The following is a 23,021-nucleotide window of genomic DNA, read 5'->3' on the forward strand; positions in this document are numbered from 1 at the left end:
CTACCTATTTGTGGGAGTGAGCTTGCTCACGAAGAGGCCGGAGTGTCCGGTGGAGAGTCAGCGGTGCAACGTCTTCTGCCGCACGATATACACCGTCACCAGCGCCGCGCTGATCAGCATGAAGCCCCGCGCCCACACCAATGGCACCAGCCAGCAGGAAAACCCGATGCTGAGCCACATCAGCCCGATGGCGTAAACCTTGCCCTTAAGGGGAATGCCGTTGCCTTGCAGATAATCGCGAATCCACGGACCGAGACGAGGGTGATCGACCAGCCAGTGATAAAAGCGCGGGGAGCTGCGGGCGAAGCAGGCGGCGGCCAGTAGAAGAAACGGCGTGGTCGGCAACACCGGCAGAAAGATCCCGACGACGCCCAGCGCCACGCTCAGCCAGCCAATGCCTTGCAAGAGAAAACGCACGAGCCTGGAACGACTCGTGCGGGGTGTTGAATCACCGGAACTGCCCTGCGCCATAGGCGCAGACTCAGTGGTGGCGGGGCTTGAGGATGGCGGGCTTTTCGTCCGGTGCGTGCAGCAGCAGATACAGCGCGGTCAGCGCCTCCGGGATCTGCACGATCATGTCATCCATCAGGTTGGCGTCAGCAGCGATGTCCGCAAACTCAGGCTGCTCATCGAACAGACCCGAACCGACCATGATCGGCAGCAGCATCTCGCTGACTTCTTCCTCGTCGTTTTCGAACCAGGCCGCTTCACGCAGGAACACGCCCTCCATGAAGCCGATGCACCAGCCGCGCAGTTCCGAATCATCCGGGTCGTCGCCCAGATCCAGATCGCAAGGCAGCTCGAACTCTTCGTCCGACGCCAGCTGACGGGCGATATGCTCTTTGAGCTTGATGAGCGTGGACTCGATCTCGTCATGCTGAGCCTGATCCTCATAGTGCGGCGGTTCGGCGAACAGTGCGTCGATCCATTCGCGGTCCGGAACGGTTTCGGCACAGATCGACAGCGCGGTCAGGTAGCCATGGGCGGCTACATAGTCCAGCGCTTCGTCATGCAGCTCATCGGCGTCGAGGAAGGCTTGCAGGCGGTGTAATTGCTCAGCGAAGGACATTGACGGACTACCTTGGAAATAAACGATGCTGAATTCTAGGCCCTGAGGGCCGAGGACGCCAGCGGCGAGGGCCATGGAATCGGTATTGCGCAAAAAATCGACCGTTGGCGTACGCGTTGTCCTATCGCCCGGAGCGCTCCGGTATACTGCCGCGCTTTGCGATTTGCTCAGCGATCTTCACCCGCTGCAGTGGCACCATCCGGGGTATCTATGCTCGACCAGGCTCAACGCGTACTTAAAGACATCTTCGGCTACGACAGCTTCCGTGGTCGCCAGGGTGCCATTATCGAGCGCGTGGCCAATGGCGGTGATGCGCTGGTGCTGATGCCTACGGGCGGCGGCAAATCCCTTTGTTTTCAGGTGCCGGGCCTGTTGCGCGACGGTCTGGCCGTGGTCGTGTCGCCCCTGATTGCACTGATGGACGATCAGGTGGCGACGCTTGAAGAACTCGGTGTTTCGGCGGCCGCGCTGAATTCCACGCTCACCCCCGAGCAACAACGCGACCTTGCCAACCGAATCCGTCTGGGCGAAGTGAAAATGCTCTACCTGGCGCCGGAACGCCTGGTTCAGCCGCGCATGCTGGCCTTTCTGCGAAACCTCAAGATCGCCCTGTTCGCCATCGACGAAGCCCATTGTGTGTCGCAATGGGGCCACGACTTCCGGCCCGAATACCTGCAGCTGGGCCAACTGGCCGAGCTGTTTCCCGACGTGCCGCGCATCGCCCTGACGGCGACCGCCGACAAGCGCACCCGGGAAGAAATCGTCAATCGCCTGCACCTGCAGAATGCCGAGCGTTTTCTGTCCAGCTTCGACCGGCCGAACATTTTCTACCGCATCGTGCCCAAGGAGCAGCCGCGCAAGCAATTGCTGGCGTTCCTTTCCGAGCGGCGCAGCGATGCCGGCATCGTTTATTGCCTGTCGCGCAAGAAAGTCGAGGAAACTGCTGCGTTCCTCAGCGACAACGGCTATCCGGCGCTGCCGTATCACGCCGGGCTGCCGATCGAAACGCGCTCGGAGAACCAGCGCCGCTTCCTTAATGAGGAAGGCCTGATCATGGTCGCGACCATCGCCTTCGGCATGGGCATCGACAAGCCCAACGTGCGTTTCGTCGCGCACATGGATTTGCCCAAGTCGCTGGAAGCCTACTATCAGGAAACCGGTCGGGCAGGGCGTGACGGTCTGCCTGCCGATGCCTGGATGGCGTACGGCCTGCAAGATGTGCTGATGCTCAAGCAGATGCTGCAGAACTCCGAAGGCGATGAACGGCACAAGCGCGTCGAGCATCACAAGCTCGATGCAATGCTCGCCTTGTGCGAAGAAACCCGCTGCCGGCGTCAGGCATTGCTGGCCTACTTCGACGAAGACATGCCAAACCCGTGTGGGCATTGCGACAACTGTGTCGACGGCGTGCAGACCTGGGACGCTACCGAACCTGCGCGTCAGGCGCTCTCTGCAATCTATCGAACCGGTCAGCGCTATGGCGTCGGCCATCTGGTCGACGTGCTGCTGGGCAAGGAAAACGACAAGGTCCAGGGTTTCGGGCATCAGCATCTTTCGGTGTTCGGTGTCGGCAAGAGCCGCAGCGAAGGCGAATGGCGCTCGTTGTTCCGACAACTCGTGGCGCGCGGTCTGGCTGACATCGATCTGGAAGGCTACGGCGGCCTGCGCCTGAGCGACACGTGCAGACCGCTGCTGCGCGGCGAAGTGACGCTGCAGCTGCGTCGCGACCTCAAGCCGCAGACGACCCCGAAAGCCTCCGGCAGCCCGGCCAGTCAGTTGGTGCGTGGCGAGGAACGCGAACAGTGGGAAGCCTTGCGCACCCTGCGGCGCAAGCTGGCGGAAGAACATGGCGTGCCGCCTTACGTCATTTTCCCCGATTCCACGTTGCTGGAGATGCTGCGCAGCCAGCCAGGCACCATGGCTGAAATGGGCCGGGTCAGCGGTGTCGGTGCGCGCAAGCTGGAGCGTTACGGCGAGGCGTTCCTGGAAGTGCTCGGCGGCGCGGCTCCGGCGCCGCGGGTCGTCACCGACCTGCGTCACGAACTGATCAGCCTGGCGCGAGCCGGCATGACCCCGATGCAGATCGCCGGGCAATTGCAATGTTCGGAGAAAAACGTCTACACGATGCTTGCCGAAGCCATCGGCAAGCAGCAGTTATCGCTCGATCAGGCGCTGGATCTGCCGGAAGACCTGCTCAGCGAAATCCAGGACGCCTTCCTCGACGGAGAGGGCGAGCTGCCGCCGGTGGCGGCGATCGCCGAATTGTTCACCGGCCGCGTCCCGGAAGGCGTGCTGTATTGCGTGCGTGCGGCGTTGCAGTCCGAATTCGAAGTTTGACGCCAGCGTCCGAACAGGCGTGAATCCTGTAGACGCTGCAACCTGCAGCCTGCGACCGTTGACGCACGGCGCTGCCCCTTCCCACGCCAAACCTGCCGCTTACCGGACTGCACAGTGTTGTGCGACGAAAGACCACATCCAGACGCTTGCCTCGATAGAGGGTCCATGGTTAGCTGCCTATTAATTAGGAATCGCCTTTAACCATTGAGTTACCTATGCCGTTAACCGAAGAACACCGCTTTGGCATGCAACTGGCCAATCTTTCCCGCGGCTGGCGCGCCGAGCTTGATCGTCGCCTGGCCGACCTGGGATTGTCTCAGGCGCGCTGGCTGGTGCTGCTGCATCTGGCGCGGTTCAAAGAGCCGCCGACCCAGCGCGAACTGGCCCAGAGCGTAGGCGTGGAAGGGCCGACCCTGGCGCGACTGCTCGACAGTCTGGAGAACCAGGGACTGGTTCGTCGTCAGGCGGTGGTAGAAGACCGGCGTGCGAAAAAGATCGTGCTCAGTGATACCGCGCGGCCGCTGATCGAGAAGATCGAAACCATCGCCACCGCCCTGCGCCATGAGCTGTTCGTCGGCATCGATGAAGAGGATTTGCGCGTGTGCATGCGCGTTCACTCGAAAATTCTGGCCAATCTGGAAAAATCCTGACGCCGGGGCCGGGCGCCCGCGACAAATACGTTGAACCTGTCGAAACATCCTGTTCTATTTGCACCCATACTGATTCTGCCGGACGCGCTGTCCGTGCGCGTAAAACGAAAGTGCAGGGAAGCCTGCCTTGTTCTCTATAAGGGTTCGCATGCTGAAGAGTTTTCAGGCCGGTAGTCGGCGCGGGGCTTTTGCACCAGATCGCGTTCAGTCGGGTCTTCGCTCGGGGTTGCTGACACTGGCGATCGCCTCGGCTTCGCTGCTCCACAGTTCAATGGCCGCGGCATTGGGTCTGGGCGAGATCACGCTGCATTCGGCGCTGGGGCAGCCTTTCAATGCCGACATCGAACTCATCGAAGCGGGCGGTCTGACGCCGGACGAAATCGTGGTCAGCCTGGCCTCGCCCGAGGCGTTCGCCAAAGCGGGCGTCGAGCGGGTGTTCTTCCTTAACGATCTGCGTTTTACGCCCGTGGTGCGTGGCAGCCGCAGCGTGATCCATGTCGAATCGCGCAAGGCGGTCACCGAGCCTTACCTGGATTTCGTCGTGCGACTGGTGCGCCCGAACGGCGATCAACTGCACGAATACACCGTTCTCCTCGACCCGCCGACCTCGGCTTCCGGGCTCGCCGCGACGCGCAGCCGTACCCAATCGCCCGCCTCCGGGGCGAAGGACAGCGACTCGCGCCTGCCGGTCGCGCCACCGCAGGCCCGGCAGGGCAAACGTTATACCGTGGTGTCCGGCGACACGCTGGCGGGCATTGCCCGGCAGATGCAGGCCCCCGGCAGCAAAGTCTCCTCTAGCGAGTTGATCAGCGGCATTCTGTCCCTGAACCCGCAGGCCTTTCCCAATGGCGAACGCAGTCAGCTGAAGGTCGGCCAGAGCCTGCTGTTGCCGGACAGTGCCGCCGAGCCCAAAGCCGCCAACAGCGCGCCGGCCGGTGGGCAGAACGCAACGAACGTCGCGCCCGCCCCGACTGCATCCGGCTCGGGAGCGGCAGGCGCTCGACCGGGTGCCAGCGAGCAACTGACGGCCACTGCGCTGGAAAATCAGCAGCTCAGCACATCGCTGGAAGATCTCAAGCAGCAGGTTCAGGAGGCGTCCGTCGAGGAGGCCGACAAGGACAAGCAGATCATCGAACTGCAAACACAGCTGGCCGAACTCAAGGCATTGGCTTCACGGCCCGCTCCCGCACCGGTGACGCCGGCCTCGGGTGCGCCTGCGGATGCCGCCCCCGCGCCGGAACCGGGCCTGGTCACGGCCGCGCCGACCCCGACCCCGACCCCGACCCCTGCCGCGGCGCCGACACCTGCGCCTGCACCCGTCGTTGTTGCGCCGGCGCCCGTTCAGCCGGTTGAAGACGAAGGTCTGCCGTGGACCACGTTGCTGGCCGGTCTGCTAGTCATTCTGCTGTTGCTGGCGTTGGCCTGGTCGGTCCGTCGCAACAAGCTCAAAGATCAAATGGCCCTGCAGCCCGAGACGGTCGAGCCGATCATCAAGCCTGCCCAGGCCACCGTCACGCCGGTGTTCGAAGTGCCTGCGGTGACAGCGCCGCGTCCGGCCACTTCGGCGCCTGCCGGGCAGCGTCTGGCAGGGGCCGCCACCGACGCGCTGGATGGCGCGAGCATTTATATCGCCTATGGCCGGTTCGCCGAAGCCCTGGCAATCCTGCGCGATGCGCTGGACAAGCAGCCCCAGCGCACCGATGTGCGTTTACGCGTACTTGAATTGCTGGGTGAGCAGGGTGATCTCGAAGGTTTCGACCGCGAAGAGCAGATCCTGCTGAGTCAGGGCATTGAAGCGCAGAAACTCCAGGAGATCCGCAGCCGCTATCCAAAGTTACAGGTCGAAACAGCGCCGGTCGCCGTGCCTCCTGCCGAAACCGCGTCGCCCGCCATGACCACGCCGGTCGCTGCCACAGTGGTCGCCGGTGCCGCGGTAGCCGCCGCTCCGGAAGCGCAGGCGCAGCTCGACGAGAATGCAGCAGCAGCGCTGAATCCTCAGCCCGCCGCCGACGATTTCCAGCTCAATCTGGATGATCTGTCGATGGACGCCGACTGGGATCTGGTCGATCCCTTCGAAAACACCCCGGCCCCGCGCAAACCGGCGCCGGAGGCCGAGCCTGAGCTGGATCCGTCATTCGCCTCTAACCTGACCGAGTTGCCGGAAGTCTTCGAGATGCCCGAAGAGCAGTTCCTCAGTGATTTTGCCGAAGAAGAAGCGCCTGCACAGATGGATGTCGAGTTCGAGGCTGAGCCGGTGGTGGTGCAGAGCAACAGTGACCTGATCGACGATGCCTTCCTTGACAGCTTCATGGACGACGAAGGCGGCTTCGATCTGCTGGATCTGGACGAAGCACCGCTGAGCAAAATCAACGAAGCCCAGGTGCTGATCGATGAAGGCAACGTCGAAGAGGCGCGTCGGCTGCTGCAGGAGGTGATCGACGAGTCCGACGACGGCCCACAGCAAACCGCCCGCGATCTGCTCGCAGGACTCAATTGACCATGTCGACGAAACCGGAAATCGCCATCATCTATTGCACGCAGTGCCAGTGGCTGCTGCGTGCGGCGTGGCTGGCGCAGGAGTTACTGAGTACATTCTCTGACGATCTGGGCAAAGTCTCGTTGATCCCCGGCACCGGCGGCGTGTTCCGCATTACCTGCAACGACGTGCAGATCTGGGAGCGCAAGGCCGATGGCGGGTTTCCCGAAGCCAAAGTCCTGAAACAGCGTGTGCGTGACCAGATCGACCCCGACCGCGATCTGGGGCACAACGATCGCAGCGCCGATCAGGACAGTTGATCGAGCGCGTCGATGACGTGGTTGCCAGTAGCGATTGGACCCCGCTGGCGTAACACGCCTATGCTCGGTTGCCCTCCCCGCACTTGTCAGCCGTAGACCGTTCATGATCGTCAGACCTCATCCGAACCTCATCAATGTGCTGCTCGCCCTCAAGGGCTCGATTGCGCGGCGCATTGCCATGCGCAGCCTGCTGGTCACGTTGTTGGCGGCAGTGATCGTCCTGATCGAAAACCTGCACCCTGACTACTTCGCCAAGGTCAGCGCGACGCCGTTCACGCTGCTGGGGTTGTCGCTGTCGATCTTCATGAGTTTTCGCAACAACGCCTGCTACGACCGCTGGTACGAGGCGCGCAAGGCGCTGGGCGAAATGATCACCGAAACGCGTTCGATCATTCGCGAAACCCAGGTGATGAAGGATGACGGTGTGCGCGGCTCGATCCTTCGTGACCTGTGCGGCTTTGCCCACGCACTCGGCGCCGTGCTCCGGCGTCAGGATATCCAGCGAGCGGCCGGGCCTTGGCTCAGCACAATGCCGCCGGCCGGGGCGGCCAATCCCTGCGACCGGATTCTGCGCGAAGTCGGGCGACAGTGTTCGCAGGCCGCCGACAGGGGGCAGATCAACGAGTGGCGCTACACGTTGCTGGCCAGCCATCTCAGCGCGCTGAGCCGTGTGCTCACCACCTGTGACCGGATCAAGACCACGCCGCTGCCATTTCCCTACACCTTGCTGCTGCACCGCACCATCTACCTGTTCTGCATCCTGCTGCCTTTCGCGATGGCGGAACCGCTGGGGTGGATGACGCCGTTTTTCATCGCCATCGTCAGCTACACCTTCTTTGGTCTAGACGCGATCAGCAACGAGCTCGAAGACCCGTTCGGTTATGACGAGAACGACCTGCCGCTGGATGCGTTGGTGCGTATCGTCGAGCGCGACGTGCTGGATGCCTTGGGTGTCGAGCCGCTTCCGCCGCTGCTCGAACCGGTGGAGTTCGTGTTGACGTAACGGTTGTGCACCTGCTGTATCGTCTGCCTGGCGCTACCTCGCTCGACCGCGGGCTTTGTCATCAAACTTCAATAGCCTCGTCATGTTCATTTCATTGACCCGGTCCACCCTTGGGAAAACCAGAGTGGAGGTCGTCCATGAGCATTGCCGAGAACGTGAGACCCAGTCGTAAACAACGTGTCCGGACCTTGTGGATATCTGATGTGCATCTGGGAACCCGGGACTGCCAGGCCGAGCATTTGTCCGGCTTCCTCAAGCAGTATCATGCCGACAGGATTTATCTGGTCGGCGATATCATCGACGGCTGGAAACTGCGCGGCGGCATGTACTGGCCGCAAGCGCACACCAACGTCATCCGCCGCCTGCTGACCATGAGCAAGCGCGGGACCGAGGTGATCTATGTCACCGGCAACCACGATGAATTCCTGCGTCGCTATTCCAGACTGATTCTGGGCAACATCCAGCTGGTGGACGAGGCGGTGCACACCACCGCCGACGGTCGCCGGATGCTGGTGATCCATGGCGATCAGTTCGATGTGATCACGCGCTATCACCGTTGGCTGGCTTTTCTTGGCGACTCTGCCTACGAATTCACCCTGACCCTCAACCGCTGGCTCAACCACTGGCGGGCGAAATACGGCTACGGCTATTGGTCGCTTTCGGCTTACCTCAAGCACAAGGTCAAGACAGCCGTGAATTTCATCAGCGATTTTGAGGAAGCCATCGCTCACGAATGCGTGAAGCGCGGGCTAGATGGCGTGGTCTGCGGGCATATTCACCACGCGGAAATTCGTCAGGTGGGCGGCGTGGAATACCTCAATTGCGGCGACTGGGTCGAGTCGTGCACCGCGCTGATCGAGCACTGGGACGGCACGATCGAACTGTTCAGGCTCGCCGATGCCCATGTCAAAGCAAAAGCTGGCGTCATCGAGCCTGCCGTGGGCGAAACGGTCTGAAGCCTGCACCTGTCCAGCTCACGATCGGGGGCAACGCTCAGCTCAGGGCAGCGCCTTTATCAGAAGGGCACTCTGCCGATCAGCATGTCTTTGTACATGACGAAATCGCCCAGCAAGCTGTAGAACGGATGCTTGAACGTGGCAGGTCGATTCTTCTCAAAAAAGAAATGCCCGATCCAGGCAAACGTGTATCCCGCCAACGGTAACACATACAGCAACACCCAGTTGGCGCTCAATAACGCGATCGCCATAATGGCGATGACCAGACTGGTGCCCACGAAGTGCAGGCGACGGCAGGTGCTGTCGCGGTGCTCTTGCAGGTAGTACGGATAGAAATCGGCAAATCGCTCGAACGTTCTCAGGTTTTCCACGGGGCTTTGCTCGGCTGCGCTGTGTCGACTCAGTTTAGTCCAGCCCTCGCTGCAGGCAGTGACAATGGGTGCCAACGTAGTATCCTTCGGCTATCAGTCGCAGGGGGCGATTGAGCATAATAAGAAGACGTGAGCATGGAAAAGACGACTTCTTCGAGTTGGGCCCTGGGCATCGTAAGGTCCCTGGAGATGGACGGGCTCGACTGCCAGGCGTTGTTCCGTGAACTGGGCCTGATCTACGCGGACCTTGAGAACCCTGACGCCCGATTTGCCCAGGACTCCATGACTCGCCTCTGGCAACGTGCCGTCGAGCTGTCAGGTAATCCGGCGATCGGTCTGAACATGGCTCGCGTCGTCAGGCCGGCGTCGTTCAGCGTGGCCGGGTATGCGCTGATGTCCAGCCAGACCCTCAAAGAGGGGTTTGAGCGTCTGGTGCGCTATCAGCGCATCATTGCCGACAGCGCCGACTTGAGTTTTCGGCTGATCCCGGAGGGTTACGCCCTGATCCTTACTGTGCATGGCGATCGACTGCCGCCGACGCGGCAAAGCGCCGAGGCCTCGCTGGCCGTTGCACTGGCGTTTTGCGGCTGGCTGACGGGCCGTCCGTTGCACCCGCGTCAGGTACTGATTCAGGGTGACCAGCCCAAAAACGTCGAGCCGTACAAGAAATTCTTCCACGCGCCGCTGACCTTCAATGCGCCATACGACGCTCTGGTATTCGAGCGCGCCGACATGGAAGCGCCCTTGCCGACCGCTGATGCGGCAATGGCTAATTTGCATGACCGTTTCGCCGGGGAGTTTCTGGCCCGCTTTGCCAGCAACCGCGTCACCCATCAAGCGCGCCAGGTGATTTGCAGGTTGCTGCCGCAGGGCGAGCCCAAACGTGAGGCGGTAGCCCAGAGCTTGCACCTCTCACAGCGCACCTTGCAGCGACGGTTGCAGGAGGAGGGCACCAGTTTTCAGACGCTGCTCGACGACACCCGTCGCGAACTGGCCGAGCAGTACCTCGCGCAGCCGCAGATGACCTTGCTGGAGATCGCTTACCTGCTGGGCTTCGCCGACCCGAGCAACTTCTTCCGTGCATTCAGACGCTGGTTCGACGAGACGCCGGGCGAGTACCGGGTGCGTAAGGCGATCGAATAGCCGCCCTCGATTCCCTGTGAGCGCGCTTGCAGGGACCTGCCGTGTTCTGTCCGGCGGCGTTGACTCAATGCCGCCAGAACGCAGGGATGCACAGCACCAGCACCGTGATGATTTCCAGCCGGCCAAGCAGCATGCCGACCGACAGAATCCACTTGGCGGCATCGGGCAGCGTCGAGAAGTTGCCCGCCGGACCGATGGTTTCGCCCAGCCCCGGCCCGACGCCAGACACGGTACTGGCCGCGCCGGTGAGTGCGGTCATCCAGTCCAGCCCCAGCAACGACAGCAGCAGTGCGATCAGGCAAATGGTGATCGTGAAGAAGAACGAAAACGTCAGAATCGAACGAACGATTTCGTCGTCCAGACGATGGCCGTTGTACTTCTGTTTGAGCACCGCCCGAGGATGGATCAACTGATGCAGGTTGGCCTTGAGCAGGATGTAGGCGACCTGGAACCGGAACACTTTCACGCCGCCCGCGGTTGACCCCGAGCAGCCGCCGATGAAGCCCAGATAAAAGAACAGCATCAGAGCGAAGTTGCCCCAGAGGCTGTAGTCGCCGAGTGCAAAACCGGTGGTGGTCACCACGGAGGTCACGTTCAGCGCGACATGGCGCAACGCGTCGTACCACGGCAGATCGGTGGTCGCCCAATACCAGACGCCCATCACCAGCCAGGTGACCAGCAGCAGGCCGATGAAGCCCTGCACTTGCTGGTCTCGGAACAGCGCCTGGCGATGGCCGCGCAAGGTGGCGACGTACAGGGTGAAGGGCAGGCTGCCGAGAATCATCACCACGATCGCCACCCAGTGCACCGCCGGCTGCGGCCATTTGGCGAGAGACAGATCTGAGGTGGAAAAACCGCCGGTGGAAATCGCCGACATCGAATGGTTGATGGCGTCGAACAGGCTCATCCCTGCCCACCAGAACGCCAGACTGCCCAGGACGGTGATGCCGATGTAAACCAGCACGATGAATTTGGCGACCATGTGCGAGCGCGGCATGACCTTTTCCGAGCGGTCCGACGATTCGGTCTGGAACAGCCGCATGCCACCGATGCGCAGCAATGGCAGGATCGCCACGGCCATGCCGATGAAGCCGATGCCGCCCAGCCAGTGCAGCAGTGAGCGCCAGATGAGGATGCCGGGCGACATGCTGTCGAGCCCGCTGAGGACCGTGGAGCCGGTCGCGGTGATGCCCGACATGCTCTCGAAAAAGGAGTCCGTGTAGCTGATGTGCTGGGTCAGCAGAAACGGCAGCGCGGCGAATATGCACACCACGACCCAGCTGCTGACGGTGAGCAGGTACATGTCTCTGGGCCGCAGGTGGACGTGTTCCGGCCGCCCTTGACCCACCAGCGCAAGGCCGCAGATGAAGGTGACCATGCTGGACCAGAGGAACGAGGGCATGTCCGCCGTGCGGTCGAAGATCAGCAGCGTCGCCATTGGCACGACCATGGCGATGGCCAGGGTGATGAGAAAGATGCCGATAATGAAACCGATGATGCGAAGGGTCGGCAACGCCATGCAGTCGCTCTGATCTAGGTGATGGAAAGGCGCTCATTCTACCCGTGGGCAGAGCCAAGTAAACCGAGGCACTTTCTGCGTGTCTTGTAAGTAAATGCCACCGCTGTTCGTTATTGAAGTTCAAGAATGTGTTTGCGGCACTACAATGCCCCATCAAATTTCAGGAGACGATTCAATGGAAGCGCTTGATGTATTGCTTAATCGCGTGTCCGTCCCCCGGCTGATCGAGCCCGCACCCGATGCGGCTCAACGCGAAATCCTCTTCAGCGCCGCCTTGCGTGCTCCCGATCATGGACAGTTGCGGCCTTATCGGTTTCTCACCGTGGAAGGTGACGCGCGTCAGCGGATGGGCGATCTGCTGGCCGAGGCGCTGATCGAAATCGGCAGCGGTACGGATGAAAAAGCGCTGGAGAAGGCCCGCTCCGGTCCTCTGCGCGCACCGCTGGTGGTGGTCGTCATCGCCAGGTTGCAAGAACATTACAAGGTGCCCAGAAGCGAACAGCTCATCACTGCAGGCTGCGCTGCCCATGGCGTGCTGCTGGCCGCCTATGCGCTGGGCATTGGCGCGGTATGGCGCACCGGCGAGTTGTCCTACTCCCCACATGTGGCCAAAGGCCTGGGCCTGGCTGCGGATGAAGAAGTCGTTGCGTTCCTGTATCTGGGCACGCCGCTGAACCCACCGCGCGAGGCGGCGAAGCCTGTAGTCGTGGACTTCGTCAGCGAGTGGCAGGGGTAGACCGGCACTGCGCATTTCCGCCGTCGAAGGCGGGCTCGCGATTTCGGTGCGTCAGCCACCTCGTCACCACCGGCTGGACCTGTTCGCGAGCAAGCCACGGCCGACCGTCAGCTGTGCACGGTCGCCAGATCGTGCGGCACGACAATGCTGGCGATGAAGCCGCCCTGCGGATGATTTTCCAGCAGCAGATGGCCTCCGTGCTTTTCCGCCGCGCGTTTGGCGATGGCCAGACCCAGACCATAGCCCGGAGCGGTCTGGCCCGGCGCACGGTAGAACGGTTCACCCAGCTGAGCCAAGTGATCCTCGCTGACGCCAGGGCCATGGTCACGCACGCTGATGAACAGCGTGTCATCTTCGTTGCGCGCGCTCAGCTCGATGGGCTGACCTGAGGGATTGAAACGCAGCGCGTTGCGCAGCAGGTTGTCCAGCGCCCGTTCGAGCACGTTCGGCCAACCCTGCAGTTGAACATCAGCCTGCACCTGAACGGCGACGGTCTGGTCTGTGCTGCCCAACTCGGTTTCCGCTTTCAGGTGATGCAGCAGCCCGGGAAGATCGATGGCCGTGGCGCTGCCCATGTCGGCGTCCAGTCGCGCCAGGGCGAGGATTTCACCGATCAGCTCCTCCAGCCGGTCGCATTCGCGCGTCAGACGCGGCCAGAGCTTTTCTCGCTCGGCAGGTTCAGCCCGCTCGGCCAGTGCCAACGCGATGCGCAGGCGTGCGAGAGGCGAGCGCAGTTCGTGGGAAACGTCGCGCAGCAACTGTCGCTGGCTGCCGATCAGGCTTTGCAGGCGCGCACCCATACGGTTGAAATCGTTGGCCAGAACACCAAATTCATCTCTGCGATTGGCCAGCTGGGCCAGGCTGTTCTGTTGATAGGTGGTTTGACCAAGGTCATGCACGGCGCCCCGCAGACGGCTCAGCGGACGCGTGATCGACAAGGTCACCAGCAGACTGAACAAGGTCAGCACGACCAGCGCAATGCCCAGCGCGCTGAGCGGCCAGAGCAGGCTTTCGCGGTGCCAGGCATCGAGTTCAGGATGTGGAATACGGTAGATCAGCAGGTAGGTTTCTTCGGTCTTGGGGCTGGTGTATTCACTGGTCAGACGACGCCATGGCAGTTGCCGGGGATCGTCCTTCTGACGGGCTTCGAAGGCGGCCGCACGTGGGGGAAACGTGCCGGGAATCACCGCTTCGCCGCTGTCGTTGAGCACCTGGACGTCGATGTGATACTTGCGTTTGAGGCCTTGCAGAAAGTCCTGGGCAGCGCCTTCACCTTCGTTCTCGTAAAGCTGAGTCCATTTTTCCGGCAAGTTATGCAGGCCGGGATGACGGCTGAGAATCCAGGCATCCTGATTGAGCATATGCCCCAACAGGATCGACAGACCCGCCACCAATGCGATCGCCAGCCAGAAGCTTGCGAGAATTCGCCAGAACAATGAACGCACTTAAAACCCTCGGTCACGCCCCTCAATCAGAAAACCCGACACGCCGGGGAGAGCGTGTCGGGTCAGGGAGTGTAATGCCGCGCCAGCAGCGGTGGCCGCGAATTACTGGGTTTTTTGCGCTTTCTGCGCTTTCCAGGCTTCGAACTCGGCACGATCGGCCCGGCGCTGAGCCTGATCCTTCTGGATCTGATCGAAGATCTTCTGCTGCTCGGGTGTCAGCATGGCGCGGATGTCGGCCTGGGTTTTCGCGTGTCTGGCAGCCAGCTCATCCTGCATCGCTTTCTGATCGGCCGGCGACAGCTTGGCCAGATACTTGTGGGTGATCTCGGAGCGGCCGCGCCATTGGTCGCCCATCAGTTTGCCGACCTGCTGACGCTGTTCCGGGGTCAGGTTCAGCTTGTCGAACGGACCTTTACGGTGATGCATGCCAGGGCCATCGAAGCCTGGGCCGCCGGCACCAGCCATCGGGCCGCCTTCCGGAGGCATCGCCAGTGCAACGGTAGGCAGGGCAGCAGCGAACATCAAAGCCATCAGAGTCTTGCGCATGGTGTATCTCCTTGTCTCGAATCCGGCTCTGTGCCGGTTGTGGCCAGTTTAGGGAGATCAAGGTCAAGCGAGGTCAGGCGGGGGTAAAGCTTGGGTAAAGAGGACTTGTGATGCGGCTGACAGATCGATGTCGGGGCAGTTACTTGCAGGCGCTTGCCCGCGAACGCGATCCGTCAGGCATTGCAATGTGTCTGACACACCGCCATCGCGGGCAAGCGCGCTCCTGCATTTATGTCGTATGGCTAAACCGCGTAGTAATAACCCCGGCTGCGCAGCGCCACGATGCGCGGGCGGCCGTCGGCGTGCGGGCCGATCTTCTTGCGCAGGTTGCTGACGTGCATGTCCAGGCTGCGGTCGTAGAGGGTGAGTTTGCGACCCAGCGCCAGTTGCGCAAGCTCCTGCTTGTCCAGAGGCTCGCCTGGCTGGCCGAGCAAGGCTTCGAGCAAGCGGGCTTCGGAGACGGTCAGGGTGAATTCCTGGTCGTCGATGGTGACCACGCCACGGGCCGGGCTGAAACACAGGTCGCCCAGTTCGATCTGCGAAGAGACTGCCGTGGGGTGGCTGCGGCGCAGGACGGCGCGCAGGCGTGCGGTCAGTTCCCGAGGGTCGCAGGGCTTGGCAAGGTAATCGTCGGCTCCAAGCTCCAGACCCAGAATGCGGTCCAGCGGCTCCCCGCGTGCGGACAGCATCAGGACCGGAAGATCAGGGTGATCGGTGCGCAGTTGCTTGAGCACTTCAAGCCCGCTGCCATCGGGCAGCATCACGTCCAGCACCACGGCCGCCGGAGCGGATTCGGCCAGTGCCTTGCGGGCGCTCTGGCCATCGTGACAAGCCCTGACCACGAACCCTTCCTGGCTCAGCCAACTGCTCAGAAGCTCGCAGAGCTCCTGGTCATCATCAATAAGTAACAGCTCGCTCATGACTCACTCAATTTAGCCATTGCCGACGCTGTCTACGCCAGCCGCTGGCAAAGATACCGCACAGAAGGGCCACCATTGCAACGCCAGCCCCTGTGACGAACCATTGTTGTTGCTCGGTCAGCACCCGCGCAGGCATGACCGACTGAGCTTCTTTGAGCTGCAGTTTAAGCCTTTGGTTCTCCTGACGCAGGCGACCAAGCTGGATGCTTTCGCGTTCGGCATCGGCATTCTGCATCTGCCGCGTCAGTTCTTCGCGTTGTTTCTCGCTTTCCGCCAGACGCTGGCGCAGATCGGTCAACTGGCTCGCCGCGCTGGGCAGCGGCAGTGCGTGGCTGATGGTGTCGCTCGTTTCCTCCGCTTGCACATCGAAACTGATTGCCGAAACGGCCAGCGCGGCCGCCAGTACACACCACAGACGTGGACGCATCTGAACTCCTGACTTTTTTGCGGCGCCTGACAACTGCACCGTTTTTATTGGGCATTTGGCAGGCTATCGGCAGCAGGATGCGAATAATGAGCAATCAGAGGCGGGAGCACGCAATGCCCGGTCTCAAAGAGCCGGGCACGGTGCGGCAGGTTACGGCAGGACTTGCTTGAACGGCTTGACCACCACGTGATCGTAGACGCCTGCCTTGATGTATGGATCGGCGTCAGCCCAGGCCTGTGCGGCGGCGAGCGATTCGAATTCGGCGACGATCAGGCTGCCGGTGAAACCCGCCGCGCCCGGGTCATTGCTGTCCACGGCCGGGTTGGGGCCGGCGAGGATGATGCGGCCTTCGGCTTTGAGTGCCGTCAGGCGTTCCAGATGCGCGGGGCGCGCTTCCAGGCGTTTTTCCAGCGAGCTGGCGACGTCTGTTGCGACGATTGCGTAGAGCATTTCAGTCCTCGGTCTTTTTTGTTGAAGGCTGGGTGGACGCATCGGCGTCGTGGATGTGTCGGGCCAGGAAAATGCCTTGGCCGATCAGGAACAGCAGGGTCATGCCCAGGCTGCCGAAGACTTTGAAATCGACCCAGAAATCCTGATAGGTGAACGCCACATACAGGTTGGCGGCGCCGCAGAACAGGAAGAACACGATCCAGGCAATGTTCAGTCGGGTCCAGATAGCCTGCGGCAGGGTCAGCGCGTGGCCCATGATGCGCTGGATCAGCAGACGGTCACCGATGAAATGGCTGCCGGCGAAAATCAACGCGAACAGCCAGTTGACGACCGGCGCTTTCCACTTGAGAAAGGTTTCGCTGTGAAACGCCAGCGTCAGGCTGCCGAAGACCAGACAGGCGATCAGGGTCAGCCATTGGCTTTTTTCAAGCTTGCCCTGACGCACATAAAGGATGCCGTAGACCACGATGGAGCTGGCGATCAACATCGCGGTGGCGCTGAAAATCCCGCCTACCATGAAGTTGTGGCCAAGAATGTCGACGGCTTGGGGACTGATTTTGTAGACGACGAAAAACAGGATAAGCGGGATGAAGTCGATGAATTGTTTCACGGTGAGAGCCAGAAGCTGGATGTGACGGCATAATAACAAACATCAATGACTGCGAAAGCGCCCCTATGAATGTCGATCTGCACTGCCACAGCACCGCTTCCGATGGCGCGCTTGCGCCTGCGGCTCTTGTCGCACGTGCCCACGAAAACGGCGTCAGAGTGCTTGCACTGACCGATCACGACACCATCGAAGGCCTCGAAGAAGCCCGTGCGGCGGCGCTTGCGCTGGATATGCAGCTCATCAATGGCATCGAGTTGTCCTGCACCTGGGGCGGTGCCACCATCCACGTGCTGGGCTACGGCTTCGATGTCGATGCCCGGCCTTTGCTCGATGCCATTGAGCAATTGCACACCGGGCGGTGGTTGCGCGCCGAAGAAATCAGTCGCAAATTGGCGATGAAAGGTATGCCTGGCGCGCTCGAAGGTGCGCGCGCCGTGCAGCAGGCCTTGGGTGACAGCGGCAATGCACCGGCCAGACCGCACTTCGCCGATTTCCTGATCAATGAAGGTTTCGTGAAAGATCGCGCCGAAGCGTTCCGCAAATGGCTCGGCGCAGGCAAGCTGGGCGACGTCAAACAGCACTGGCCTACGCTGGAAGACACTGTGGCGACCCTGCGCGCGGCGGGGGCATGGGTCAGCCTGGCCCATCCCTGGCATTACGATTTCACACGCAGCAAACGTCGCAAACTGGTCGCCGACTTCATTCAGGCCGGCGGCCATGCGATCGAAGTAGTCAATGGTCTGCAGCCTGCCGATCAAGTCGGCAGCCTGGCTATTCTGGCCCGAGAGTTCGGTCTGCTGGTCAGTGCCGGCAGTGATTTTCATGCCCCAGGCGCCTGGTCCGAAATTGGCGTGTATCGCCCGTTGCCGGAGGATCTGCCGCCGCTTTGGTGTCGGTTCAAAAAAAATGACCAGCCTACTGCCGTCTGAACAGGAAGATACCGTGAGTCAATTTTTTCAGATCCATCCGGAGAACCCGCAGTCGCGTCTGATCAAGCAGGCGGTCGAGATTATCAGGGCCGGCGGTCTGGTGGTTTACCCGACCGATTCGTCCTATGCCCTGGGCTGTCGAATGGAAGACAAGACGGCGGTCGATCGCATTCGCCGCCTGCGTCAGCTTGATGACAAGCACAACTTCACCCTGATGTGCTGCGACCTGTCGCAACTGGGCACGTTTGCCAAAGTCGACACCGCCGCTTTCCGCTTGCTCAAGGCTCACACTCCTGGCCCCTACACCTTCATCCTCGGCGCGACCCGGGATGTACCACGACTGGTGCTGCATCCCAAGCGTCGGACCATCGGTCTGCGTGTGCCGCAGCATCCTATTGCTCAGGCACTGTTGCAGGAACTGGGCGAGCCGCTGATGAGTGTCAGCCTGATCATGCCCGGCGAAACTCTGCCGATGAGTGATCCGCTGCAGATGCGCCAGGTCCTCGAGCATCAGGTGGACTTGATCATCGACGGCGGCGAGGGCGGTATCTCGGCGTCCACCGTGATCAATCTGGCCGAGGGCGATCCACAAGTCGTCCGCGTCGGCTGCGGCGATCCGACACCGTTCGGGGTCGAAGTCGAGTGACCGACGCGCAATCTCTCGATCCTCAGGCCGACGCTCAGCAGGAACTGCCGTTTGCGATGGTCTACGGTCAGGCCGTCACGCAGATGCCGGTCGACCTGTACATTCCCCCGGACGCGCTGGAGGTCTTCCTCGAGGCGTTCGAAGGTCCGCTGGACTTGCTGCTCTACCTGATCCGCAAGCAGAACATCAACATCCTCGACATCCCGGTGGCGGAAATCACTCGCCAGTACATGGGCTATGTGGAGCTGATGAAAACCGTCCGCCTGGAGCTGGCCGCCGAATATCTGGTGATGGCTGCCATGCTGGCCGAGATCAAGTCGCGGATGCTGTTGCCGCGCTCCGAGACGGCTGAGGAGGAAGAGGACGATCCGCGCGCCGAGCTGATTCGCCGTCTGCAGGAATACGAGCGCTTCAAGGCCGCGGCGGAGGGCATCGACGGTTTGTCCCGTGTCGGCCGGGACGTCGTGGTGCCCAGGCTGGATGCGCCTGAAGCGCGGGCGCGCAAGCTGCTGCCGGACGTTGCGCTTGAAGAATTGCTGATGTCCATGGCCGAGGTCCTGCGGCGCGCTGACATGTTCGAGAGCCATCAGGTCAGCCGTGAAGCGCTGTCCACCCGCGAGCGCATGAGTGATGTGCTGGAGCGTCTGAAGGGTGCGGGTTTCGTGCCGTTTGCCGAGTTGTTCACGGCAGAGGAGGGGCGGCTGGGCGTGGTCGTCACGTTCATGGCCGTGCTTGAGCTGGTCAAGGAGCAGTTGGTGGAACTGGTGCAGAACGAACCCTTCGCTGTCATTCATGTGCGCGCGCGAGCCGAATAAAGAGCTGATCGATGAACCTGAACGAACCTCGCGAACTCGCGCCGCTGCTCGAAGCTTTTCTGCTGGCTTCCGGAAAACCGCAATCGCTGGAGCGGCTCTATGAGCTGTTCGAAGAAGGCGAGCGTCCGGAGCCTGCGGTGTTCAAGAAGGCGCTGACCCTGCTGGGCAAGTCGTGCGATAACCGTGCGTTCGAGCTCAAGGAGGTGGCGACCGGCTACCGCCTGCAGATCCGCGAGAAGTTCGCGCCATGGGTCGGTCGCCTTTGGGAAGAGCGCCCGCAGCGTTACTCGCGGGCGCTGCTGGAAACCATGGCGCTGATCGCCTATCGCCAGCCGATCACCCGCGGCGAAATTGAAGATGTGCGCGGTGTTGCGGTCAACAGCAACATCGTCAAGACCTTGCTGGAGCGCGAGTGGATCAGGATCGTCGGATACCGCGATGTGCCGGGCAAGCCGGCGATGTTCGCGACCACCAAGGCGTTTCTCGATCACTTCAACCTCAGGAGCCTCGACGAACTGCCGCCGTTGGCCGATCTGCGGGAAATGGAGGCCGAGCCTGTTCTTGAGTTCGACGACGCGCCCGTGCCTGCGCATCTGCAGGCGCTGGCCGATGCCAGCCTTGCGGTTGAAACGGAGCAGGAGCCGGAAGCGCCGCGCGACGAAACCAGCTTCCGCAGCCTGCTGGCCGAGCTCGACACGATGGAGCACGGCCTGAAAATCGACTTTGACGATTTATTGCTCGATGACGCCGATAAAGAGTCTGAATTGGAAGATGAGCGAACGGACGACGATGATCCGCGGTGAAACGGCAAGGCTCAATTTGCCGTAGACCTGTAGGAGCGCGCTTGCCCGCGATTGGGGCGTGTCGGCCAGTACAAGGTTGACGGGCATGCCGCCATCGCGGGCAAGCGCGCTCCCACAAAGGATAAATCCACTCTTCAGGGCTTTTCATGAGCAGCAAAAACCCTTGCATCAGCATCTGCAAATTCGACGATGACATCTGCATCGGTTGTGGCCGCAGCAAGCGCGAAATCAAATCGTGGAAGAAGATGGACAAGGACGAAAAGCGCGCGGTACTGGCCGAGTCGGTGGCGCGCCTGAGTAAGCTCAAGCGTGCCGGTCGACGGAAAAAGAAGTGATCGCGATCATGCAGTCAGGGTTTTCGTCTAGTCTGTGATGCGCAACGCGTGACATGAGCGTATGATTCGCGACCTTTTGGCGATCCGCACTCGCCACAGGTTCCAGTTTTCAGCCCCGTTTCGCAGCCGAGCGTCGCTCCGGCAGCGAGCAGGGCAACAGGCCGTGCCCACTCGCGCACGGTCTGATCGACACACCGGGAGGTGCCCAGATGAGTGAACAAGACAAGCAGGACAAAGAGATCGGCCCAGCAGGCGAGAAGCTGCAAAAGGTCCTCGCCCGTATTGGCGTCGGCTCGCGCCGTGACGTCGAAGCGTGGATCGGCGAAGGCCGCATCAAGGTCAACGGCGTTCAGGCAAGCCTGGGTCAGCGGGTGGACCTGCACGACGCCATCAGCGTCGACGGTCGCGTGATCAAGCGCGAAGAAGCGGCCGAAACGGTCCGTCGCGTCATCATGTACAACAAGCCCGATGGCGAGATCTGCACCCGCGACGACCCGGAAGGCCGTCCGACCGTGTTCGACCGCCTGCCGCGTCCTAAAGAAGGTCGCTGGATCAATATCGGTCGCCTGGACATCAACACCACCGGTCTGCTGATGTTCACCACCGACGGTGAGCTGGCCAACCGCCTGATGCACCCCTCGTTCGAGATGGACCGCGAGTACGCAGTGCGCGTCCGTGGTGAGGTGGACGACGACATGCTGCTGCGCCTCAAGAACGGCGTGATTCTGGAAGACGGTCCGGCGCGTTTCACCGACATCCAGCAAGCGCCGGGCGGTGAAGGTTTCAACCATTGGTACCACTGCGTGGTGATGGAAGGCCGTAACCGCGAAGTGCGTCGCCTGTGGGAATCCCAGGGCCTGGTGGTCAGCCGCCTGAAGCGCGTGCGCTTCGGTCCGGTGTTCCTGAACTCGGATCTGCCGATGGGCCGCTGGCGCGAAATGACCCAGCAGGAAGTCGATATCCTCAGTGCCGAAGTGGGCCTCAAGCCTGTCGCCATGCCGCAGATGAACGCCAAGACCAAGGACAAACTGGAGCGCTTGCAGCGCCAGTCGTCGCGTCCGTTGGGCAAAGGCGAGCGCGTTCGTCAGTTGCGTCCGGCCAGGGACGCGGCGCCTGCCGAGCGTCCGGCCCGTGAGCCGCGCATGGCCGATGGCGAACGTCCAGCCCGCAAGCCGGCTGACAGCAGTCGCCCGGCGCGCTCGCCTCGTCCGGCGGCCGGTGGTCGCAGCGACAGCCGCACAGACAGCAGCCGTGGCACGCCGGTGGCGGAACGTCCGAGCGAGATGAACAAGCGCCCGGCAAAACCGAAAGCCACGCGTCCGGGCATCAAACTGGCTGACGACAAAACGCCTTCGGGCAAGCGTCGTGGCGCACCCGCCGGTTCTGGCCAGCGTCCGGGCTTCGGTCGTCGCAAGCCCGAGTAAGGTTGGGTTGAACATGAAAACGCCAGTCGAACGACTGGCGTTTTTCTTTGTGCGCGGTTTACAGATTCACGTATTGGGTGCCGTCGAATACGACCCGGCGATCCACCGCGAGCGCGCCATCGTTGAAGATCAGATCAAGGTGATGACTGCCTTTGGCACCGCCGCCCAGCCCCAGGTGCAGGCCACAGTGACGCTCTTCGAAGCCAGCATTGCGCGCGTATAACTGTCTGACGCCCTCATTGGTGCCGATGCCCAACTCCTCGACCCGCCGGTTCGACGGGTTGGCATCCAGATACTTGTTGAAGTCCTTCTCAAGCCCCGGCACTTGCGTTGCGACACGCGTGATCGTCGAGTTTTCGATCCACAGTTCCAGCGGCGAGTCGATGACCCCGTACTTACGCGCGAACGGAATGGTGCTGAGAAAGGTGCCGACGAACTTCACCTGGCCGTTGATCGAGTCGCTGTGGGTGGCAATCTCACCGGGTGCCAGGTCGTAATTGCCGACGCCGTTGATATTGGTCCACTTCTTCAGCTCACGCAGCGGTGCGTCGAAATGCGAGCCGCGTGCATCGCTGAAGGTCAAGGTCTGGCCCTGATTCATGGTGTCGATGAGCGCGGCGTTCAAATGGGCGATCCGCTCAGGTTTGATGCTGAAGGTGTCGTAGAAATAAAGGCCGTAATCCTTGAACAACAACGATTTTTTCCACTGTTCCGACATCACGGTCTGCAAGGAACGGATAAACGCCGGGCCTTCCGCGCTCGGGTTGGGCAGAGTCGAGGCATCGTAGAACAGGACGTACAGGTCGGCGCGGGTGATGGCTTGCGCCAGCTCCTCGATGGGCGAACTGTCCAGAGGCATCGTGCTGAAATGAAAGCTGTCGCGAGCCGTCGGGCTTTCGACGATGGCGCCGACCATGGCGCTGTACGCTTCGGTGTGGGCAAGCAGCACATTGGGCGAGGGCATGTCGGCGACTGCTGGATGATGGTGCAGGTAATAAAGAAAATGCTCGATGGCGCTGCTCTGTTCCGTCATGGGGCGCTCCCTTGCGAAGGCTGAAAACAAAAAAGGGCGAGCGCGTCAGCCGCGCTCG

The 23,021-nt window shown here is 61.6% G+C and carries 25 protein-coding genes; 14 read left to right on the forward strand and 11 right to left on the reverse strand.

The features are described from left to right. Positions 1 to 57 precede the first annotated feature (57 nt). Entirely contained in the window at positions 58 to 471 is a 414-nt protein-coding gene (locus BMZ10_RS15425) for a YbaN family protein (RefSeq protein WP_093463864.1), read from the reverse strand. Between the two features lie 10 nt (positions 472 to 481). Beyond that, complete coding sequence (locus tag BMZ10_RS15430; RefSeq protein WP_093463870.1) at positions 482 to 1,069, reverse strand: UPF0149 family protein; 588 nt, start codon at positions 1,067 to 1,069, stop codon at positions 482 to 484. A 210-nt stretch (positions 1,070 to 1,279) separates the two neighbouring features. On the opposite strand from BMZ10_RS15430, the gene recQ reads away from it, so the two are divergent. The 6 genes from recQ to BMZ10_RS15460 all read left to right on the forward strand — a co-directional run bounded on the left by recQ (position 1,280) and on the right by BMZ10_RS15460 (position 8,811). Next, positions 1,280 to 3,406: a DNA helicase RecQ gene (gene recQ, locus BMZ10_RS15435; protein WP_093463873.1), complete on the forward strand. Its 2,127-nt coding sequence runs from the start codon at positions 1,280 to 1,282 to the stop codon at positions 3,404 to 3,406. 215 nt (positions 3,407 to 3,621) lie between these two features. Continuing rightward, positions 3,622 to 4,056 carry a MarR family transcriptional regulator gene (locus BMZ10_RS15440; RefSeq protein ID WP_093463877.1) on the forward strand — a complete coding sequence of 145 codons (435 nt, stop codon included), beginning with the start codon at positions 3,622 to 3,624 and terminating at the stop codon, positions 4,054 to 4,056. Positions 4,057 to 4,204: 148 nt separating this feature from the next. Then, positions 4,205 to 6,553, forward strand: coding sequence for a FimV/HubP family polar landmark protein (locus tag BMZ10_RS15445; protein WP_143070294.1), 2,349 nt, complete (start codon positions 4,205 to 4,207; stop codon positions 6,551 to 6,553). Between the two features lie 2 nt (positions 6,554 to 6,555). Next, on the forward strand, positions 6,556 to 6,852 hold the full coding sequence (locus BMZ10_RS15450; protein ID WP_093463880.1) for an Rdx family protein: 297 nt from the start codon (positions 6,556 to 6,558) through the stop codon (positions 6,850 to 6,852). Between the two features lie 103 nt (positions 6,853 to 6,955). Then, positions 6,956 to 7,855: a bestrophin family protein gene (locus BMZ10_RS15455; RefSeq protein WP_093463882.1), complete on the forward strand. Its 900-nt coding sequence runs from the start codon at positions 6,956 to 6,958 to the stop codon at positions 7,853 to 7,855. Between the two features lie 137 nt (positions 7,856 to 7,992). Next, the gene (locus BMZ10_RS15460) at positions 7,993 to 8,811 is read left to right on the forward strand and encodes a UDP-2,3-diacylglucosamine diphosphatase (RefSeq protein WP_093463885.1); all 819 of its coding nucleotides are present in this window, start codon (positions 7,993 to 7,995) and stop codon (positions 8,809 to 8,811) included. 59 nt (positions 8,812 to 8,870) lie between these two features. Here BMZ10_RS15460 and BMZ10_RS15465 read toward each other — a convergent pair whose 3' ends face one another. Continuing rightward, positions 8,871 to 9,182 (reverse strand): Mpo1-like protein, encoded by a 312-nt coding sequence (locus tag BMZ10_RS15465; protein WP_093464192.1) that lies wholly within the window; start codon positions 9,180 to 9,182, stop codon positions 8,871 to 8,873. Positions 9,183 to 9,317: 135 nt separating this feature from the next. Between BMZ10_RS15465 and BMZ10_RS15470 the strand changes: the two genes are divergently transcribed. Beyond that, positions 9,318 to 10,325, forward strand: coding sequence for an AraC family transcriptional regulator (locus tag BMZ10_RS15470; RefSeq protein WP_093463890.1), 1,008 nt, complete (start codon positions 9,318 to 9,320; stop codon positions 10,323 to 10,325). Positions 10,326 to 10,389: 64 nt separating this feature from the next. Here the strand turns inward: BMZ10_RS15470 and BMZ10_RS15475 are convergent, their stop codons facing one another. After that, a complete protein-coding gene (locus BMZ10_RS15475) occupies positions 10,390 to 11,844 on the reverse strand; it encodes a TrkH family potassium uptake protein (RefSeq protein WP_093463892.1) in 1,455 nt (484 codons plus the stop codon). Between the two features lie 175 nt (positions 11,845 to 12,019). On the opposite strand from BMZ10_RS15475, the gene BMZ10_RS15480 reads away from it, so the two are divergent. Continuing rightward, the gene (locus BMZ10_RS15480) at positions 12,020 to 12,580 is read left to right on the forward strand and encodes a nitroreductase family protein (protein ID WP_093463895.1); all 561 of its coding nucleotides are present in this window, start codon (positions 12,020 to 12,022) and stop codon (positions 12,578 to 12,580) included. A gap of 107 nt (positions 12,581 to 12,687) precedes the next feature. On the opposite strand, the gene BMZ10_RS15485 is transcribed toward BMZ10_RS15480, so the two are convergent. From BMZ10_RS15485 to BMZ10_RS15510, 6 genes are all read right to left on the reverse strand, one after another. Further along, positions 12,688 to 14,025: a sensor histidine kinase gene (locus BMZ10_RS15485; RefSeq protein ID WP_093463898.1), complete on the reverse strand. Its 1,338-nt coding sequence runs from the start codon at positions 14,023 to 14,025 to the stop codon at positions 12,688 to 12,690. A 102-nt stretch (positions 14,026 to 14,127) separates the two neighbouring features. Beyond that, positions 14,128 to 14,571 (reverse strand): Spy/CpxP family protein refolding chaperone, encoded by a 444-nt coding sequence (locus BMZ10_RS15490; protein WP_093463901.1) that lies wholly within the window; start codon positions 14,569 to 14,571, stop codon positions 14,128 to 14,130. A 242-nt stretch (positions 14,572 to 14,813) separates the two neighbouring features. Then, the gene (locus tag BMZ10_RS15495; protein WP_093463904.1) at positions 14,814 to 15,491 is read right to left on the reverse strand and encodes a response regulator transcription factor; all 678 of its coding nucleotides are present in this window, start codon (positions 15,489 to 15,491) and stop codon (positions 14,814 to 14,816) included. Positions 15,492 to 15,498: 7 nt separating this feature from the next. Next, entirely contained in the window at positions 15,499 to 15,918 is a 420-nt protein-coding gene (locus BMZ10_RS15500) for an SH3 domain-containing protein (protein ID WP_093463907.1), read from the reverse strand. Positions 15,919 to 16,068: 150 nt separating this feature from the next. After that, entirely contained in the window at positions 16,069 to 16,368 is a 300-nt protein-coding gene (locus tag BMZ10_RS15505; RefSeq protein ID WP_093463910.1) for a YciI family protein, read from the reverse strand. A 1-nt stretch (position 16,369) separates the two neighbouring features. Continuing rightward, positions 16,370 to 16,978, reverse strand: a complete 609-nt coding sequence (locus tag BMZ10_RS15510) for a septation protein A (RefSeq protein WP_093463913.1) — start codon at positions 16,976 to 16,978, stop codon at positions 16,370 to 16,372. A 65-nt stretch (positions 16,979 to 17,043) separates the two neighbouring features. Between BMZ10_RS15510 and BMZ10_RS15515 the strand changes: the two genes are divergently transcribed. The 6 genes from BMZ10_RS15515 (at position 17,044) to rluB (ending at position 21,930) form a co-directional block, all read left to right on the forward strand. Continuing rightward, positions 17,044 to 17,907, forward strand: coding sequence for a PHP domain-containing protein (locus BMZ10_RS15515; protein WP_093463916.1), 864 nt, complete (start codon positions 17,044 to 17,046; stop codon positions 17,905 to 17,907). 13 nt (positions 17,908 to 17,920) lie between these two features. Beyond that, complete coding sequence (locus BMZ10_RS15520; protein ID WP_093464194.1) at positions 17,921 to 18,553, forward strand: L-threonylcarbamoyladenylate synthase; 633 nt, start codon at positions 17,921 to 17,923, stop codon at positions 18,551 to 18,553. A gap of 116 nt (positions 18,554 to 18,669) precedes the next feature. Continuing rightward, positions 18,670 to 19,368: a segregation and condensation protein A gene (locus BMZ10_RS15525; RefSeq protein WP_177182143.1), complete on the forward strand. Its 699-nt coding sequence runs from the start codon at positions 18,670 to 18,672 to the stop codon at positions 19,366 to 19,368. 11 nt (positions 19,369 to 19,379) lie between these two features. Beyond that, entirely contained in the window at positions 19,380 to 20,171 is a 792-nt protein-coding gene (gene scpB / locus BMZ10_RS15530; protein WP_093463922.1) for an SMC-Scp complex subunit ScpB, read from the forward strand. Between the two features lie 146 nt (positions 20,172 to 20,317). Continuing rightward, on the forward strand, positions 20,318 to 20,506 hold the full coding sequence (locus BMZ10_RS15535) for a DUF1289 domain-containing protein (RefSeq protein WP_093463925.1): 189 nt from the start codon (positions 20,318 to 20,320) through the stop codon (positions 20,504 to 20,506). Between the two features lie 209 nt (positions 20,507 to 20,715). After that, on the forward strand, positions 20,716 to 21,930 hold the full coding sequence (rluB, locus tag BMZ10_RS15540; protein WP_093463927.1) for a 23S rRNA pseudouridine(2605) synthase RluB: 1,215 nt from the start codon (positions 20,716 to 20,718) through the stop codon (positions 21,928 to 21,930). 58 nt (positions 21,931 to 21,988) lie between these two features. Here rluB and BMZ10_RS15545 read toward each other — a convergent pair whose 3' ends face one another. Then, the gene (locus BMZ10_RS15545) at positions 21,989 to 22,963 is read right to left on the reverse strand and encodes a M29 family metallopeptidase (RefSeq protein ID WP_093463930.1); all 975 of its coding nucleotides are present in this window, start codon (positions 22,961 to 22,963) and stop codon (positions 21,989 to 21,991) included. Positions 22,964 to 23,021: the final 58 nt, after the last annotated feature.

Source organism: Pseudomonas sp. NFR16, from assembly GCF_900108875.1.
GTDB lineage: Bacteria > Pseudomonadota > Gammaproteobacteria > Pseudomonadales > Pseudomonadaceae > Aquipseudomonas.